This window comes from Paenibacillus sp. B01 (assembly GCF_009649995.1).
GTDB lineage: Bacteria > Bacillota > Bacilli > Paenibacillales > Paenibacillaceae > Paenibacillus_O > Paenibacillus_O pasadenensis.
Window position 1 is genome coordinate 4988446 of sequence record NZ_CP045802.1, and the last position, 18010, is coordinate 5006455.

An 18010-nucleotide genomic window follows, 5' to 3' on the forward strand; every position below is an offset into this window, starting at 1 on the left:
CCGAGGGAGCGCTCCGCCGGATCGTGTCAGTCTGCGCTTCGCAGCTTGGCCGCCCCGTGATCCATTCATGAGAATGGGTCAAGGATTGCGCCGCAGCCGCTGCTCCGCTCTCCCTAAAGGCAATTTTGTCGTTAGGAAGCTCCACAGTCGCTGTTCCGCTCTCCTTAAAGGCAATTTTGTCGTTAGGAAGCTCCACAGTCGCTGTTCCGCTCTCCCTAAAGGCAATTTTGTCGTTAGGAAGCTCCTCAGCCGCTGTTCCGCTCTCCCTAAAGGCAATTTTGTCGTTAGGAAGCTCCTCAGTCGCTGATTCGCTCTCCTTAAAGGCAATTTTGTCGTCAGGAAGCTCCACAGCCGCTGTTTCGCTCTCCCTAAAGGCAATTTTGACGTTAGGAAGCTCTGCCGCCTGGCACTGGGAACGCGTAATAAAAAGCTCGGCCCGTGAATCGTTCACGGGCCGAGCTTGTAAAAATCGTCAACTGCCGTTACAGGTTTTCCTCCCCCCTCACGACATACCACTTCAAATCGAGCAGGATCGGCGGGTAATAGATCGGTGCGATCCACGACAGCTCTCCGTTCGCGTAGAGGCGACCGAGCAGGATTTCTCCGTCCCCGTCCTTCTTCAGCCTCCATTCTCCGCTCGCCACGACGGTTCCGTCCTCGATCCGCTTCTGCGCTTCGTCAAAGGAAAATTGCTCGCCGACCTCTTCTGGTTCCGTCTCCGTTGCCGCCCCGCCTTGTTCCTCTTGCTCCGAATCCCATAGGAGAAAGAAAGCAAAGCCCTTCAAATCCGCGGCTTCAACCGCTTGCTTGAACGTGTCGGTGACATAGACTTCGGTTCCACGAAACTCAGGAGTTTTGAATATAGCATTGTCCCCGATGATCTCTGGACGAAAAGCATATCGCTCAATATCTGTAATTACCTGCGGATATCTCGGATTTCTTGTGTAGATCGCTTTCTCGTAATCCAGAGCTTCCAACACCGTCGTCACGTTGATGGCATAGTAGGGCTTCTCCGGATGAATGAACGGCAGCGCTTCGACGTTGCGGTCAATGATCGGTTGCAGTACGGCCAATGCCCTATCAGAAATGATAGGAGTCCCCCCCACTCCTGTACAATCGGTAGGCAAGCTTTTCTTCGAGATGGTCTTCACCTCGAATGGAACCCAATCTTCTTTCATCGGTTTACCGTTAAAATGATGGTTAAAGTTAAAGTCATCGTTTAGGAACTCCAATAAGTCGTATCCTTTGTCCATCGCGTAAGAGAAACTCCAGATTCGCAAGTCACACACCTCCAGATATTATTTAAATTAATTACTTAACTTTTCCGATTGCGATTTTACCTTCGATTAAGTCCTTTCGGATGCTTTGCAAAGTTAACTGCGCCTCTCTTTGAAGATCTGCAAGCGGAAGGTTCATGCCAGATGGACCATATTTCAAATAGGTGTCCGAAAGCTTTTTATTAACATAAGAATAATAACTTGTTGTGTGGCCGCCATTATGTGTCGCTAATTGAACGGTAACTCCATCCCAATCCTGCATAGCATAAAATGTTTCTCCTTTTACTTTCGGAAGCCATATCCCATTTGCCGCTGAGTTGATATCAATTTTAAAATCATTTACAAGAGTATCCCTTGCATCTTTTGCATCTTTCACATTTGAAGCACCCGCCGGAACAATATGGTGCGCCTGCCAACTTGAAATACTTCCTTCTGCAGCGTCCGGAATCAGATTTGCGCTTTGAAGCTCTTTTCTTAAAATTTCAGAAGGAGTGCTTCCCGTCATCGTGGACTTAATTTTACCAGCAACACGAGCTTCATAAATAGAAGCTGGAATGCAAGTAGAATTATGAGTCAGAATTCCAATCGAAGAAACGTAGTAGGTATGGAAATCCTCTACACTAAAATTATACAAGGTTATTTTCTCAGAAGCTTGTACAATTTTTTTTACTGTAAGGAATGCGCCCGTTCGACTTTCCAACTCGTCACCAGGTTTTAAGTCCCTTGCGTAAACCCAACCTTTTCCCTTTATCCAGAAAGGATGGAGATCGGTGGTTTTTAAAGACTCATTTCCGAAATAAACCGTCCAGGTTTCATTTGTTTGGCGAGTATAGATCGCCTCAACCCGTTTGAACGCAACCTCGCCTGTATCCGGATTCTTTGACCATACACGGTCACCTACCTGTATGGTCTCAATCGGCCTTAGCCCCGTCTCAGTGTCAACCTCAGTGCCCGCGGCAAAACAGTTGCAAGGATTAAAGCGGTAGATCTGTTTAAAAACCCTTACTCCAAGAATAGAATCTCCGTAAAAAGGCACCATTCCTACTGCTGACAATGCAGCATTTGCTTCTTGCCCTCGAATCAAGTATAAAACCGAATTAATTCCGTCAGGACCTGCTCCTAATACAGGAATAAAGCCCCCATAGCTAATCAGTCTTTGCAAATTATCCATTACGGACTGATTAGGGTTATAAACAAAGGATTCTGTGTATGCCCAAAACTTTTCAAGACCGTTCAGACCGTAAATTCCTCTGAGCCATGCATCATATTGAGTCAGTTGAGGAGTCGGGAAACTCCCTCCACGATCCCAAACATACTTGATAAAGTATTTAAGACATACCTCACATTTTCCTTTGTTTGATGATGTAATAACCACACCATTCTTCATTGTTTTTGGAGGCGGAAGAATTGTTTTGGTTAGATAATTTGAATCATTGATCACACTTAAACTGGCTATCGTAGGATGAGAATTTCCGGGAGCATCAGTAGGCTTGATAACAACATAATAAATACCGTTCGGAGCAAGATTTTTATCTGGATAGCCATCCCAATCCGTATCATAAGGTACAGCTAGGCTGGTATTACGATTTAATTCTCCTTTCCATTTAAAATAATAAGTGCTAGGAATCGCGTAACCGCCAGGACTCATGGTTTGTCCGGCTCGATATCCTACGGTTTCTTCATAGACTAAATTACCAAATTGGTTTAATACTTGAATCGTTGTATTGTTATGAGAACTCCAATATGAATATTTAATATTGGCATAATTGACCGTATTTGTACCATCTAAATACCCAGTAGTCCCCATTGAAGATGCCCCATCAGAACCGAACATAACGCCTGTCTGCTTGTTAGAGACATAATAAGTGCTAATGGCTTGAGCTCTTACATTCGCAATGGATATTCCATCCGAATATACAGATAGAGCGACTGACAGATTCACTACCGGATTTGATTGAGCACTTAAAGCAGCTGTCTCAATATCTGAATAGTATTCAACCAATGCGTAGTATACTCCGCTTGTTGGTAGAGTAAAGCTTTCTAAATCATTCGGTAGAAATAGTCCGTAAATATCTCCCACGGAATCGTACAAGGTAACTTTATTGGCCGTAATATTCAAGTGTACTTCCATAGGCTCTGAGACATCGACTCGGAAATAATCCTTGTCCAACTTAGAGCTTAGTTCATTTGTGTATATTTGCTCCCAGCTGGCCGGAGTTGCACCGGCTCTTGTCCCGTCAGAATCTTTCTCAACTGTGATATTCGCATAAATCCCTGTATTGTCTGCCGATTCCACTTTAATATAATAAGTGGTGCCACCTGTAAGAGAAAACTCAATACTGGAAAATTGATCACCATAAGGATTATTGACAAGGTCATTATTGTATGCCAATTCGCTTGTCAATGCTTGGTCCCGGTAAAGACGAAGCGCCGTGTTGCTACTCGATCCTACTCCTTGATACGATGAAGTATAGAAGCGGTATAAAGAGCTGTCTGGTGCTGTAAAGGAAAAATAAGCTGGAGTGCCTACCGGTGTACTTATGCTCTTGGATGAATTGCTACCTAGATCCAAGATAGTGAACGAAGGCAGTCCTACTGTCGCCATCAATCTTGCTTTAATAGAAGTCGTTGTATTATAGTGTCGGAGCTTAATGTAGTAGGTTTTCCCAGCCTCTAAAGTAGTTGTGAGCGTTGAAAACACCGTACCATTTGAATCATCATTTGAAATAACATGATTACTCATCGCGGAGTCCGAGTATAAGGATAGATAAGTATCGTTCGTTCCGCTTGAGTTGGCACCCATAAAATAATTCGTAAAAATCCGATAGCTCCCGGTAACTGCAGGCGTGAACTGATAGGTCTTAAATGTTCCTGCTGGACTCTCAACATCAATCGGCTGGTCGAGAAGCATCGTTTGATGTTGAAGTACTTGGGTCTGGGTAACACTCAGCCTGGCATGAACAGCAGTAGATTCGTACCCTTTTAACTTTAGATAATAAATGGTCCCGCTCGTCAACATGGTCGAGATATGGGAGAACATAGTACTGTTGTAGTCATCATTAAAAGCAATCCGGTTAGTTAATTGAGAATCTGAATAAAGCTCCAAATAAGTATCATTGGAACTTCCAGTGCCTCCAAAAGGTCCCGTTGTAAATGAGTAGGTTCCGCTTGTTGATGGGATGATTCGATAAACATTGAAGCTGCCTGAAGGTAAATCAACATCCACAGACGAGCCACTCGATAATATTGGAGAATTATCATAGCTGGGACCGGCGGTGGTCACAGTTATCGTGTTGCTATATGCGGACAGGTTCCCCGAACGATCAATGGCTCGAACACTAAATTGATAAGATGTGCTTGCTGATAAATTACTAACTTGGGCCACTGCCGCAGTAGATGTCCGCTCAAAAACTCCGTTTTTGTAAACGTTATATCCAGGCACTCCCGAATCGTCGGTTGAAGCATCCCATTGAAGCGTAACGGTTGAAGAAGTCACGTTTCTAGCGAATAGATTTCCTGGCGTTGAGGGAGGAGTGACGTCTGGAGGAGTCACCGTCGCGTTGATGTTGACCGTATACGAATAGAAAGTATCGGTACCTCCCTTATAAATGTGCCCTTCATACGTTTGAAGCCATTTTCTAGTATCTACTTCAGGACGTGTGACATCTCCTCGATAATTTTGATAATAATTGTAGCTATAGACCGTTCCTCGATAGTCCTGTCTCCATGTTCTCGTATCTACAGCCGGCTTTGACAACGTACCGGCGTAATTTTGAACATAGGTCTTTGTTTGCGTGCAACTAGCCGCTGTCGATGGGCAAGATCCCGAATTATAGGTCAGTTGGGCTGACCCCGACTGAGGAATTGAACCTACGTAGCCATTCGAGTTAATGGAATAACTCGATGGACATGATCCGGAACTTGAATTTTGAAGCACTCCATACCGGTAAGTATTGACGACATTATTGCTGCAACTTCCGGTAAAGCTTTGACTGGAGGATGGTGTATATGCACCAGAAACGACATAGCTGGAACCTGTTGTATATAAGGCGCCTTTATATGATCCGTCATCGTACATGATATATGAAGCGAAGCCCGAACTGGAAGAACTGTCTCTAGAACCATACTGGGTTTGAGAAAGCTGATACTTATCTCCTGTTTTATATAGGGGACCTTTATATCCATCCTGATCATAGGATTTATAAGGAGGGAATTCCGTATTGACCGTGCCCCATTCCACTGTATTAACCGTTTTGGTATCCGACGAGGTGTAGCTTCCTGTATATGCGTAAGGTTCTCCCGTTTTAGGTATATCTCCTTTATACCCGTTTTCATCGATACTCCAAGTTGGCGGCAGTTCACCTAATCGATCTCGATATACAGTGAGTGATTTCAATTGTTGAAATTTATAGCCGTTATATGCTGTACGAGTAGGACTCCCTCCACCGACCGTCACGGTCACATTACTTCCAGAAACAGCGTAGGAGACAGATCCATTTGAGACAGTAATACCGTCTATGCTAGTCAGATTAGGAATCGAGATGGTCTGGCTTCTGTTGTAGGAATTATCAAGCGTTTCCGGAAACTGAACGGTCACAGTTTTAGATTCTTGAACACTCAGGTCAGAAGCTTTGATTCCATTTAATCCGACAGCCGGTCGTTCGAGAATTGTTTGATATGTCGAAACTGCAGTTTTATATTCGTTCTCTAATTCCTGAAAAGCTTGGCTATTTAACTTGAAGTATTCATTTTCGTCATAGCTGCGCTGAATTACTTCTTCTTTTGAATAAATTTGAGAAAATTCAATCGGAAGTTCATGTAGACTTTTATTTAATTCATTAAGGTAGTTAATTTTCTCTTCCATCTGGGAAGCAAGTTCTTTAAATCCGGCTTCTTTAGCAAATGACTGCAGATCTATTAAACGATTTAACTGTACAAGTACTCTAGTATCCCAAGCATTAATGTTAAATGAAGACTCTTCCTCAAAAGGTGGAATTGGATGGTCGATTACACCAAGCGCTCTTGCCAGATTTAGTATTCCATAACCGTATTCACTCTTTTGCCCCATAGGGGTGGCGGTCATGTAAAGTCTGTTTACAATTTGTTGGGAAGTCCATTTTTTGTTTTGAGACCATAGAGAAGCCACAGCCCCTGTTACATGAGGAACGGCCATTGACGTACCGGACAGCGTCGCATAATCAGCCTGATTGCTTGTGGAGAGGATTTCAGCACCGGGAGCTGCAATATCAACTCCAGATCCGGTGCTTGAATAGCTTGCTCGTTTAAAGTTTTTATTAACAGCAGCAACTGAAATTACTTCATCATATCTAGCGGGGTAAACTTCATTCTCGCTTCCATAACCTAAATTCCCAGCCGCCCCCACGAGTATGATGTTTTTTTTTGAGGCTTGGATAATGGCTTCGTGTAAAGAAACATTAGGTTCAGCACCACCAAAACTCATTGAAATTATATCCATCTTGTTATCTATAGCCCATTCAATTCCTTGAATAATGCTTGAGTAAGTTCCCGCCCCAGAAGCATCTAGAACTTTCACGGAATACAAGTCCACCTTGGGAGAAACGCCCACTACTCCTTGCTTGTTATCTTTTGCAGCAATTGTCCCCGCGACATGCGTTCCGTGACCGTTGTCATCTATCGACGAGGAAGCATTTTCAACGAAGGATATTCCACCCTCCACTTTCAAATCCGGGTGATTGGAGATTCCCGTATCAAGAACCGCTACTTTCACAGAATTCCCTTTGTTTTTTGCCATATCAGCTCCTATGGCCTTTAATCCCCAAGGAATAATCTCAGTGTTATTTTTGATTTTACGAACTTCAGAATTATTTTTATTAGGTTTATCTATAGACAAAATTGAAGCTATTGAGTTTTCTTCTACAAGCAAGACCTCTGGATCCGCCGACATTTGAGCAGCGACTTGCTCAGTCAGTTCAATTTCAATAGAATCGGCATATTTAAGAATCTTATGTTTAAATTTTTTCAACTTCTTTTTATTAACGAATTCAAGTTTATCTTGCTTGGAATTTTTTAACTTAACAAAATAGCTTCTAGTGTTATAAATGTTTTCGGTAACAGAAGAATCAAGGTTATATGTACTATCCGTAACAACCAACTCACTTGAAATGTTTTCATTATTCGAAATATTTGAAGCTATAATAGCAGGGTTTATCATTGTACAAATCAAAAGAAAGAACAATAACGAAGAAATCCACTTTTTGTATTTTATTTTAATCAAGAAAAAGAACCTCCCCATTTTTTATTGAATCAACAAATCAGAACCAACCCTCCCCTTTTCATCAAATCAAATCCTTTATATTACAACAATATACATAATAGTTCATTATAATGATTAAATCTATTAATTTGATATTTTGTATTATTAAAACTATTAAAAATTTTATTTCAAATAATTTTACCAGTTCCATCAATTCGCAAATCAAATCAGTCGATGTACTTTTAAATCAAGTCATCTAAACTCGCGCTATCTAGTTAATTCATTTTAACTATCCACTATCAAAGCAAAAAGCAGGCCATTCAGCTCCGCTGGAGCCGAATGGCCTGCTTTCATTCCGTGTTTCAATGGCTCTTCCCACATGGAGGAAGGTTACGCGATTGAGCGGCTATTGGCAGAGCGGAAGAAATCCGATGCCGAGGAAGCATGTAGGTTCAGATCAAGTCTGAGATCGAGGCTGCCTTTACTTGCACGCTCGACCGAAGACTCGATCGAGTTCGCATTGGCGCCGGACTCCATTCCTTGACCTCCTTCAGCAAGGTCCTTGCTGTGATTGTAGCCTTCCGAATCGCGGCTCCACTTCTCGTACGAAGAGGATTTGTCCGCATTCAGGCCGAGGTCGAAGCTACTTTCGCTCGACTGAGAAGTCTTGAACTCGAATTCCGTCATGTGACGATTTCCGCCAACGTTGCTCTCGAACTCGGACTTCGTGCTCGTCCAGGTTTCCATCTCGTTGGAGCGACCCACGTTCAGTCCGAGATCGAATAGGTATAAATCCATCCCATCGTCTCCATCCTTACCCGACCCCCACCACCTGGAAACATATGGACCGTGCGCCAAAACAAAAAAGCCGCCTCCGCACGCCGAATGGCGCGAGAGGCGGCTGCTGCATGCCGCAGGCCGGGGTCCGCCGTCTTTCCCGCGTAGAGCGGGAAGGGCGGCGGACCCGAACGGGATCAGCCCGCTCCGAGGTACAGGTAGCGGAGCACGATCAGCAAGGCGAGGATCCACATGAGCGGATGGATGTTGTATTTCTTGCCGGCTTTGCCGATCAGGTTGGCCAGCAGGGCGAGCAGGACGTACGACACGATGCCGAAGCTGATGCCGTTGGCGATGTTGTACGTGAACGGCATCATGATGATGATGAAGAACGAAGGAACGGCGTAGACCATGTCCTGGAAGTCGATCTCCTTGACGGACTGCATCATGAGCAGGCCGACGAGGATGAGCGCCGCCGCCGTCGCGGAGCCCGGGATGAGCGCCACGAGCGGAGCGAGGAAGATCGACAGCAGGAAGCAGATGCCGGTCGTGACGGCCGTCAGGCCGGTGCGGCCGCCCTGGGCGATGCCGGAGGAGCTTTCGACGAAGGCCGTGACGGTGCTCGTGCCGAGCATCGCGCCGCCGCTGACGCCGACCGCATCGACGAACATCGCTTTGCCGACGCGCTTCTTGCCTTCCTCGGGATTTTTCATGAAGCCGGCGCGGTTGGCCGTGCCGACGAGCGTGCCGAACGTGTCGAACAGCTCGACGAACGTGAACGTGAGCACGACGGTGATGAGGCCGACCTGCATGACGCCGGCGAAGTCGAAGTGCCAGAAGTTGAGCTCGCCGAAGTCCGGCAGCCACGTCGGGTTCTCCGCCATCGTCGGCAGGTTGCCCGTGAGCCAGGCGACGAGCGTCGTGCCGAGGATGCCCCACAGGAACGCGGCCGGCACGCGCAGCACCATCAGCACGGCGATGAGCAGCAGGCCGAGGATCGTCAGGTAGACGGACGGGTTATGGATGTCGCCCATGTGGATGACCGTCTCGAAGCTGAGCAGGTTGGTGAAAGTGCCTTTTTCGACGTCGGTGACCGCAGTCTCGGCGGCAATCGTCATGATGCCGCTGTTCTTGAGGCCGACGACGGCGATGAACAGGCCGATGCCGACCGTGATCGCGTGCTTGAGGCTGTCCGGCACAGCGGTGATGAGCATCTGGCGGATCTGCGTCACCGTCAGGATGAGGAAGATGATCCCGGAGATGAAGACAGCGGTCAGGCCCATCGCCGGCGAGATCGGATTGCCCGTCCCCTGCGAGGCGATGATGGTGGCGGCGAAGTAGGCGTTGAGGCCCATGCCCGGCGCGAGCGCGACCGGGAAGTTGACGAACAGGCCCATCGCGATCGTGAAGATGCCTGCCGCCAGCGCAGTCGCGAGGAACACTGCGGTCCAGCTCAGGCCGGACGCCGAGAGGATGCTCGGGTTGACGGCCAGGATGTAGGCCATCGTCATGAACGTCGTGAGGCCGGCCATGATTTCGGTGCGGATGGTGGTGCCGTTTTCCTTGAGCTTGAAGAAGCGCTCCATGCTGCTTGTCCCCCCTGGACAGTTGGATTGGCTGGCGCCCGAGGCGCTCCCTTCGCGGGAGCGGCCTCGGGCCTTGCTTTCGGAAAAGCAAAAAGGAGAGCGCGCGGCAGCTGGCGGGCAGCTGCCGGAAGCGTCTCTCCCGGATCGTCCGGAGCGGAAATGGTCCCGGCTCCGCTCCCTGCCGCCCCGACGGCCGGCAACAGCCGGACGATGAAGGCGACAGCGAGCGGGGCGCAAGCGGCTTCCGCTCCGAACTTTCGTAGCCTGGTCATTTACGGTGACCGAGTAGAGACTTCCGGGCCGATCCCCGGAATTATACGAAAGTTGCGTTGGATATCAATCAGAACGTAACTAATTTACCTTCATTTTCGACATAAGTCAACCGATCTCTTTGATTTTCGGCTTATTTTCCGAACATTATCCAACATCCGGGAAAAAGCGTCAGCGCTCGGCGTCCGCGGCCGCGGCCGGAGGACGCAGGCGCGCGAGCGCCAGCCCGATCATGCCGAACAGCAGGAACGCTCCGCCCAGCAGCCAGAACAGGCTGCCGGCCGCGCCGTACCGGAGGCCGAAGCCGCCGACGACCGGACCGGCGATGCTGCCGACGGAGAAATGGATCGAGGCGAGCACGTTCGCTCCCGGCAGCAGATGGCGCGGCAGCTGGTCGGCCGCATAAGCGAGGCCGAGCGAGAAGAACGAGCCGACGAGGCCGCCGGCCAGCGCCAGCAGCGCGGCGACGAGGACGACGCTGTCGCCCGCGGCCGGGATGCAGGCGAACAGCACGCCGCCTCCGAGCCCGCAGCCGATCAGCACGGGCAGACGGCCGATCCGGTCGCTGAGCGAGCCGAGCGGCAGCTGCAGCAGCAGGCCGCCGAGGCCGAGCGCCGGCAGCAGCGCGCTGATCGCTTCGCGGCCAAGGCCGATCTGCGTGCCGTACAGCGGGAAGCTGCTGTTCATCGACGCTTCCATGATGCCGTACAGCATCGCCGGCAGCAGCGCGTACCAGGCGATCCGATACACCTTCAGGTAGCGCGCGGCGCCCGTCGCCTCGCCCGGCTCGGCCGCTTCCGGCCGATCCTTAGCCGGCAGGCCGAGCGCGAGCAGCAGCACGACGGCGTACAGCCCGGCGCTGACGAGGAACGGCGCCGCTTCGCCGAAATGCAGCAGGTTGATGCCGAGCGGACCGATGCTGAAGCCGACGCCGTAGGACATGCCGTACAGCGAGATGAAGGTGCCGCGGCGGCTCGCCGGCGCGCGGCTGACCATCCAGAGCTGGGTGGCGAAATGCATGCCGCTGTCGCCGACGCCGATGACGAGGCGCAGCAGGAACCACGCCGTCAGCGAGCCCGCCGTCAGCGGGAACAGCAGCGTGGCGGCGGTGATGAGCACGATGCCCGTCACGATGACGGCCTTGAAGCCGAAGCGCCGCACCGGTCGCTCGATGAAGAACATCGTCGAGAACGTCCCGATGTACAGCGCCATCGAGTTGAGGCCGTTGACGTCCTCGGGCACGCCCGCGCGCTCGAGCAGAATCGCGAGCAGCGGCAGCAGCAGCCCCTGGCTCGCTCCGGCCGTGACGACGACGGCGAGCAGCACGAGCAGCCGGTAGCTGACGAGCCGCTCGGGCGGCTCGAGGAATGGACTGGCGGAAGCAGGTGGATTCATGTCGGGATGATGGCTCCTTCGTTCGATCGCTTTGCAAAAAAACCCTGACGCTGCGGACAGGAGAAATTTTTTTCGTCCGAAATTCGCTTAAATTTTACCATAATGAAGCTGATGCAAAAAAGGAACGGCCGGCCGATGCCGAGCCGTTGTTCCGTCCTTGCAAAAAAGAAAGCCTGTTGCTCGAGCAGGCTGCCGAGAAGCATACCCGCCCTTTTTTGATGGATTTGGAAGAAACTGTCCAATTCATCCTTTCAACAGCCATAATGTCATGAATTCTTCCGTGAAATAAACTTCCAACCACAACGGACGGAAGGGCACCTGCTTCCAATCGTCTATCTTGTAAACTTTCTTGACATTTAATAGACTGATGGCGTCAACTACTATTACATGGAGTGGAGGAACTTGTCTGATGTCTGCATCCTTATCCCCCAAGCGCCTGCTCGTCTACGCCCTCGCCGTCTCGCTGCTGGCCAGCTTGCTGGCTGCCTTCGGAGCGCCGCGCGCAAGCGCCGCCGAAGCGGCGAAAATTCCGCCGCTGCCGCAAGCCGCGAAATCGTCGCCGCTGCCGAACGTCATCGTCATCGGCACCGGAGGCACGCTCGCCGGCAAGGCGAACGCCCCGACCAGCTTCCAAAGCTATCGGGCCGGCACCTACCTGATCGCCGATCTCGTCAAGCAGCTGCCCGGCAAAAACCAGCTCGCCGACGTGTCGACCTACCAATTCGGCAATAAAGGCTCCGGCGGCTACACGATTCCGGAGCTGCGGGAGCTGTCGCTAGCGGTCGACGAGGCGCTCCGCATCTACGACGGCGCCGTCGTCACGACGGGCACCGATACGATGGAGGAGATCGCCTACTTCCTCGATCTGACCGTACGCAGCGAAAAGCCGGTCGTCGTCACCGGCGCGATGCGGCCGTGGGACGTCATCGGCACCGACGGGCCGGCCAACCTGTTCAACGCGATCAAGCTTGCCGGCAGCGGCAAGACGACCTCGTTCGGAACCGTCCTCATGCTGAACGACTACATCCACGCGGCGCGCGACGTGACGAAGAGCAACTCGCATCGGATGGACACGTTCGAAACGCCGATGCTCGGAGCACTCGGCTACATCGACGAGAAGAACATCCGCATCTACCGCGCGCCGGGACGAGCCGGAAAAGCCGGCACCGCCGCCTGGAAGACGCCGTTCGACCTGACCCGGATCGCGCCCGAGGCGCTGCCGAAGGTGGAAGTCGCCTATGTGTATCAAGCGGCAGGAGCAGGCGCGATCAACGGCTTCGTCAAGGACGGCGCCAAAGGCATCGTCACTGCCGGCACCGGCGCGGGCGGATTGTCGTCGGCGATGAGCGCGGCGCGGTCCGAAGCGATCAAAAAAGGCGTGCTGTTCGTCACGACGACCCGCACCGGCTCCGGCACGATGTATCCGGGAAGCTCGCCCGGCATCATCGCCGGCGACAGCCTGAACGCCCAGCACGCGCGCATCCTGCTGCTGCTCGGCCTCGCCTTCTCCAGCGACTTCGACACGATCAAGGGCTGGTTCGCCGACTATGGCACGGGCGCGGCCAACGCCGCCAGCACCGCCAGCGCAGCGGAATAAAGGAGGACAAGACCAATGGCTACCTTGCTGACCACGCTCAAACGCTCCGCCGCTCTCGCGGCGATGCTCTCCCTTGCCGCCGGCGCCTTCGCGGCGTCCGGCCCCGTCCCTGCCGCTGCGGCCGCCGAGGCCGCGGCGATCAGCGCCAATCCGTTCGCGCCGACGGTGGAGATTCCCGCCGTGCCGGAGGCTTTTCACACCTCCGAGCTGCCTGACGTCATCGTCGTCGCCACCGGCGGCACGCTGGCCGGCAAGGCGGCGGACGGGACGAGCTTCCAGAACTACCGCGCCGGCACCTACCTCATGGAGGACCTCGTCGCGCAGCTGCCCGGCAAGGAGAAGATTGCCGACGTCGAGACGGCGCAATTCGGCAACAAGGGATCCGGCAGCTACAGCCTGCAGGACCTGTACGACCTGTCGCAGACGGTGGACGCCGCGCTGGAGAAGTACGACGGCGCGGTCGTGACGACCGGCACCGACACGATGGAGGAGATCGCCTACTTCCTCGACCTGACCGTGCGCAGCGAAAAGCCGGTCGTCGTCACCGGCGCGATGCGTCCGTGGGACGTCATCGGCACCGACGGGCCGGCCAACCTGTACAACGCGATCAAGCTCGCCGGCAGCGGCAAGACGAAGGGCTACGGCACCGTCGTCATGCTGAACGACGTCATCCAGACGGCGCGTGACGTGACGAAGTCGAACGCCCACCGGATGGATACGTTCGAGACGCCGGCGCTCGGCGCGCTCGGCTACATCGACGAGAAGAACATCAGCCTCTACCGCCTCACCGCGCGGGCGATGGCGTCCGGCACGCCGCAGTGGCGCACGCCGTTCGACCTGACGTCGATCGCCAAGAGCAACTTCCCGGCCGTCGAGATCGCCTATGCCTACCAAGGCGCGGGCGGAGGCGCGATCAAGCAGTTCGCCCTGGACGGCGTCAAAGGCATCGTCACCGCCGGCACCGGCGCCGGCGGCCTGTCCGCGGAAATGAGCGCCGCCCGTGCCGAGGCGATTAAAAAAGGCGTGCTGTTCGTCACGACGACGCGCACCGGCTCCGGCACGATGTACCAGGGCAATACGCCGGGCATCATCGCCGGCGACAGCCTGAACGCCCAGCATGCGCGCATCCTGCTGACGCTCGCGCTGGCGTTCAGCTCCGACTATGATACCGTCAAAGGATGGTTCCAGACGATCGGCACGCAGGACGTGCCCGCCTCCGGCACGGTCGAGCCGGCCGCTCCGGCTCCGGAGCTCGCCGCCAGCGACCTGACCGGCCACTGGGCCGAGGAGCCGGTCAAGCGGGCCGCCTCCTACGGCATCGCCGCCGGTTATCCCGACGGCACGTTCGGCCCCGACAAGCCGGTCACCCGCGCCGAGTTCGCCGTCATGCTGATGAACGCGCTGAACGTGCAGCCGGCCGTCGAGGGCGAGCCGTTCGCCGACGCCGCCTCGATCGGCGAGTGGGCGCAGACGGCCGTCGCGCAGGCCAAGCAGCTCGGCATCGTCAAAGGCTATGCCGACGGCAGCTTCAAGCCGAACGCGCTCGTCACGCGCGCCGAGATGGCGGCGATGGTCGGAGCGGCTCTCGGCCTGCAGCAGCCGGCGGACGGCCGCACTACGTTCGCCGACGACGCCGCGATCCCGGCCTGGGCGATCCCGGCTCTGAACGGCATCCGCCAAAAAGGGCTGATCGACGGCCGCGACGGCAACCGCTTCGAGCCGTCCGCGGCGACGACGCGCGCGGAAGCGTCCGTCCTGCTCGTGCGGATGCATGATCTCGGCTGAGCAGCCTGATTTCCAACATCAAAAACGCCCTTTGCCCGACGAAACCGTCTGGCAAAGGGCGTTTCTCGTTTGGCTCAGCGGGCTATTCCCACTCGATGGTAGCCGGCGGCTTCGACGTAATGTCGTACACGACGCGGTTCACGTTGTCGACTTCATTTACGATCCGCACGGAGATTTTCTCCAGCACGTCCCACGGAATACGCGCCCAGTCGGCTGTCATCCCGTCGATGGAGGTTACGGCACGGATGCCTACGGTGTAGGAGTATGAGTGTATTATAGAGTTAATTACTATTCATTTACCACGTTGTTCGGTATATCAATTGTAGCGGGTGAAATGACCAATTTCAATAGCAGATATCGCAAAAAGCTGGTTATGAGGATTTTCATAACGCAGCTTTTTGTTTAAGTTATAATGTATTGATTCACCACGGTGACCACCAATTTTGTTGAGTTTTAATCGTTTTTGTAATTTCGAAATCATTAATCCGTTTACTCTTCTCATACGCATTTTCGATATACGTATCTGGACTTGCGACAAAATCATCTTCAGTTACCAAGGAGATATACGAGCCATTTAGAGAATCTACACTTTGGCAATTCAGGCAAGCATATACGGGATTTTTTTGGTTTGTACGATTCTTGATGATAATCTCATATAACTTACTTTCATCAATGCTTCTTGACTTGCAGCCATCAGAATTTGTAACTGAACTAAGAATCCACCCATACCCTCCAAAATAATAATCTTTTTGGATTACACCTACAATGCCATTACTTCTTGACGTTCTGTCTTCCCTAGTAATCTCCTTCAAAGAGTATTCAATCTCCCAGTCAATCCAGTTACTCTGCTTCATATTTGGAGAGATAACAACAATAGTTACCGAAGTATCAAAAATCATGCTCTTAAGATGATTTTTAATGGTTTCTGTCTTTCTGTCTGTCAAATTAGGTGAAGTACTGGTTTCACCTTGATAATAACGAGCATCTGTGCCAAGAGCCTTAATTATTCGATCTCTTGTATGTTGAGCTTCGCTGTACTTATAAGAAATGAATGTTTTACGTGCCATACCTGAGCCTCCCTCTTTATTGCCTTTTTCTTTTTTCAAGCATATTCACAATTTCAATTACAGTGTTAATCAATGCTTCATCAGTCTGATTCACATCGCCCAGTAACTGATATTTATCTTTTAGCCCAGCCTCGGGAACATAGCGGTCAAAATCACTTATAACAGTCTCCCATATTTTTTTAGCAGTAAAGTCGGTCGCACCAATGGGAATGGGTATTGCGCCGTGATTCACGCTTATTTCGAACTCTTCAATCATGCCATTTGCTTCCATTAAGGCACCTGATAAAGCATCAATTTTATTACCAAACATAAAAATGGAAATCCCAACGTTTTGAATCATGTTATTTCTGTGTTTAGTCCATAATTCCTTTATAGGGATTTGACCAGTTGTATTTTGAGGAAAAGGTCTCGAAATCAGACGATCTTCAACCCGCTGACTTCTCGTTTTATAGATTTCTTCCAACGCACCCGAGATTACACAACTGCCAACTCCGAGACCAAAACCAGTTACAATATTGTTCCCGTTTTGGATTATTGCTTTACTGAGGTTACTTGCGAACTCTAAGCAGCGCTGCTCTCCCCAATTTCCATAGTTAGAAGCACTACCGGATACAAATAAATTTCTTCTCTTATATTGCTGTTCCACTTCCTTGAGTATGGCCGTAATATCCTCATATTGATTTACCAATAGCACTTTAATGCTATATCTTTTCAGATCATTCACTTTTAACTTCTGCTTTATCTCAGCATATAAAAAGTCCGACTCTTCCTTGAAATCACCTCGTTGCACTTGCTTCATAAAACAATAATGGGTGCGTTGATTCTGACCCAATAGGATTCTTATACGACTCAAAATATATTCCAAGTTGGGATCATCAAAACTAAATCCAATAAACAACATTGTTTTTGAAACGAGGTCTCCTTGAAGAGCCGTTGTAAATAACTGCCGCTTGTTGTTGTAATTTTCATAATCATCTTTAGTTAAAACGGCTTCATGAGGCAATGAAATATCCCCATGCATTTTATAAATCTTGGCATCACTATTCGGTTTTGTTACCGCTAAGTTTTCGGTCGTTATTTTCGAGTCGATTCTTTTTCCTTCAATCTTCAAGGCTTCCTCGATTAGATCATCATAGTTGGTTGTCCAATATGTATCTATAGGCAGCCTTGCTAAAATTTTATGATTTTCGGTGATTTCGGCATCCTTTGTAAATTCGTCAATTAATGCCTGATTTATTTTCCCTCTGTTTCCACCGTTCTCATTAACATGGTACTGCGCTACTGCTATAAGGTCACTTTCTTTATCAATATTTAAATTGATTTCTTCAGCGATATCTCGAAGCAGTTCCTTCCAGTTCACGAATCCCGCAGGTTTAGACAATCCTGCGCCCGCAAATACAGCCGCATTAGACTCCTCAATAGCAGTTTTAAAAGTTTTCAGAAACTCCGCTATTTCTTTGCTCACCAGTTTCATCCTCCTCAAATTCAAGATTCAAACCAATTGGCTAAATGAACCCCTCGTGATTCCCCTTGTTTTATAACATACCAGTTGCCATCATATGATTGTTCAATATAGTTGTAGATCCCATAGTATTCTCGCTCGTCCCATGTTCCTTCATTTTTCACAAGCGGAAGAATTGCAATTTTATTTAGACCCTTTACACCATCGGCTAGCCCAAGCTCCCATGGTATCCAAATTGATCGAATACTCCCTGGTGTCGCCAGCAGTACAAATTTATTAGAGCGGTTGATTCTTTGTTTCAGCTTCTGAGCCGTCTCAGACGATGTCTGGCTAGGCATACTATGGTCAAGCCAGTCAACATAAGTTCTTTGGCCGAATTGCGCCAAAAAACCTACTGCTTGTTTTACTTCCTGCTCGTCATCATGACGATGGGACAAGAAAACCGTATTTGAAGTACTGAATTGGTAATTTTCATTAAGAGACTTTTGAATCGACTGAGACATATTGTTCAACTTATTGAATGTTAGGTACGACATAGAAATCCTCCTCGTTTTGACTG

The 18010-nt window shown here is 50.6% G+C and carries 11 protein-coding genes, 1 pseudogene and 1 riboswitch; of the genes and pseudogenes, 3 read left to right on the plus strand and 9 right to left on the minus strand.

Annotated features, from left to right (window positions below; all coding sequences use genetic code 11):
- Positions 1-482: 482 nt before the first annotated feature.
- The 5 genes from GE073_RS21410 to GE073_RS21430 all read right to left on the minus strand — a co-directional run bounded on the left by GE073_RS21410 (position 483) and on the right by GE073_RS21430 (position 11540).
- Positions 483-1253: an imm11 family protein gene (locus GE073_RS21410; RefSeq protein WP_153784297.1), complete on the minus strand. Its 771-nt coding sequence runs from the start codon at positions 1251-1253 to the stop codon at positions 483-485.
- Positions 1254-1311: 58 nt separating this feature from the next.
- Positions 1312-7533, minus strand: coding sequence for a S8 family serine peptidase (locus tag GE073_RS21415; protein ID WP_194843437.1), 6222 nt, complete (start codon positions 7531-7533; stop codon positions 1312-1314).
- A gap of 369 nt (positions 7534-7902) precedes the next feature.
- A complete protein-coding gene (locus tag GE073_RS21420) occupies positions 7903-8310 on the minus strand; it encodes a hypothetical protein (protein ID WP_153784299.1) in 408 nt (135 codons plus the stop codon).
- A 176-nt stretch (positions 8311-8486) separates the two neighbouring features.
- Entirely contained in the window at positions 8487-9875 is a 1389-nt protein-coding gene (locus GE073_RS21425; RefSeq protein WP_153784300.1) for an NCS2 family permease, read from the minus strand.
- 240 nt (positions 9876-10115) lie between these two features.
- Positions 10116-10216, minus strand: a riboswitch (purine riboswitch).
- A gap of 100 nt (positions 10217-10316) precedes the next feature.
- On the minus strand, positions 10317-11540 hold the full coding sequence (locus tag GE073_RS21430) for an MFS transporter (RefSeq protein ID WP_153784301.1): 1224 nt from the start codon (positions 11538-11540) through the stop codon (positions 10317-10319).
- Between GE073_RS21430 and GE073_RS21435 the strand changes: the two genes are divergently transcribed.
- From GE073_RS21435 to GE073_RS25985, 3 genes are all read left to right on the plus strand, one after another.
- Positions 11513-11812: a hypothetical protein gene (locus tag GE073_RS21435; protein ID WP_153784302.1), complete on the plus strand. Its 300-nt coding sequence runs from the start codon at positions 11513-11515 to the stop codon at positions 11810-11812. The genes GE073_RS21430 and GE073_RS21435 overlap by 28 nt on opposite strands.
- A gap of 137 nt (positions 11813-11949) precedes the next feature.
- A complete protein-coding gene (locus tag GE073_RS21440) occupies positions 11950-13137 on the plus strand; it encodes an asparaginase (protein ID WP_194843438.1) in 1188 nt (395 codons plus the stop codon).
- A 15-nt stretch (positions 13138-13152) separates the two neighbouring features.
- A complete protein-coding gene (locus GE073_RS25985; protein ID WP_153784304.1) occupies positions 13153-14922 on the plus strand; it encodes an asparaginase domain-containing protein in 1770 nt (589 codons plus the stop codon).
- Between the two features lie 82 nt (positions 14923-15004).
- Here the strand turns inward: GE073_RS25985 and GE073_RS21450 are convergent.
- The 4 genes and pseudogenes from GE073_RS21450 to GE073_RS21465 form a co-directional block, all read right to left on the minus strand.
- Positions 15005-15190: pseudogene (locus tag GE073_RS21450) on the minus strand (GMP synthase (glutamine-hydrolyzing)); the annotation flags it as partial.
- A gap of 154 nt (positions 15191-15344) precedes the next feature.
- On the minus strand, positions 15345-15989 hold the full coding sequence (locus GE073_RS21455) for a TIR domain-containing protein (protein ID WP_153784305.1): 645 nt from the start codon (positions 15987-15989) through the stop codon (positions 15345-15347).
- 16 nt (positions 15990-16005) lie between these two features.
- Positions 16006-17463, minus strand: a complete 1458-nt coding sequence (locus tag GE073_RS21460) for an SIR2 family protein (RefSeq protein ID WP_153784306.1) — start codon at positions 17461-17463, stop codon at positions 16006-16008.
- Between the two features lie 11 nt (positions 17464-17474).
- Positions 17475-17987, minus strand: coding sequence for a toll/interleukin-1 receptor domain-containing protein (locus tag GE073_RS21465; protein ID WP_153784307.1), 513 nt, complete (start codon positions 17985-17987; stop codon positions 17475-17477).
- Between the last annotated feature and the right edge of the window lie 23 nt (positions 17988-18010).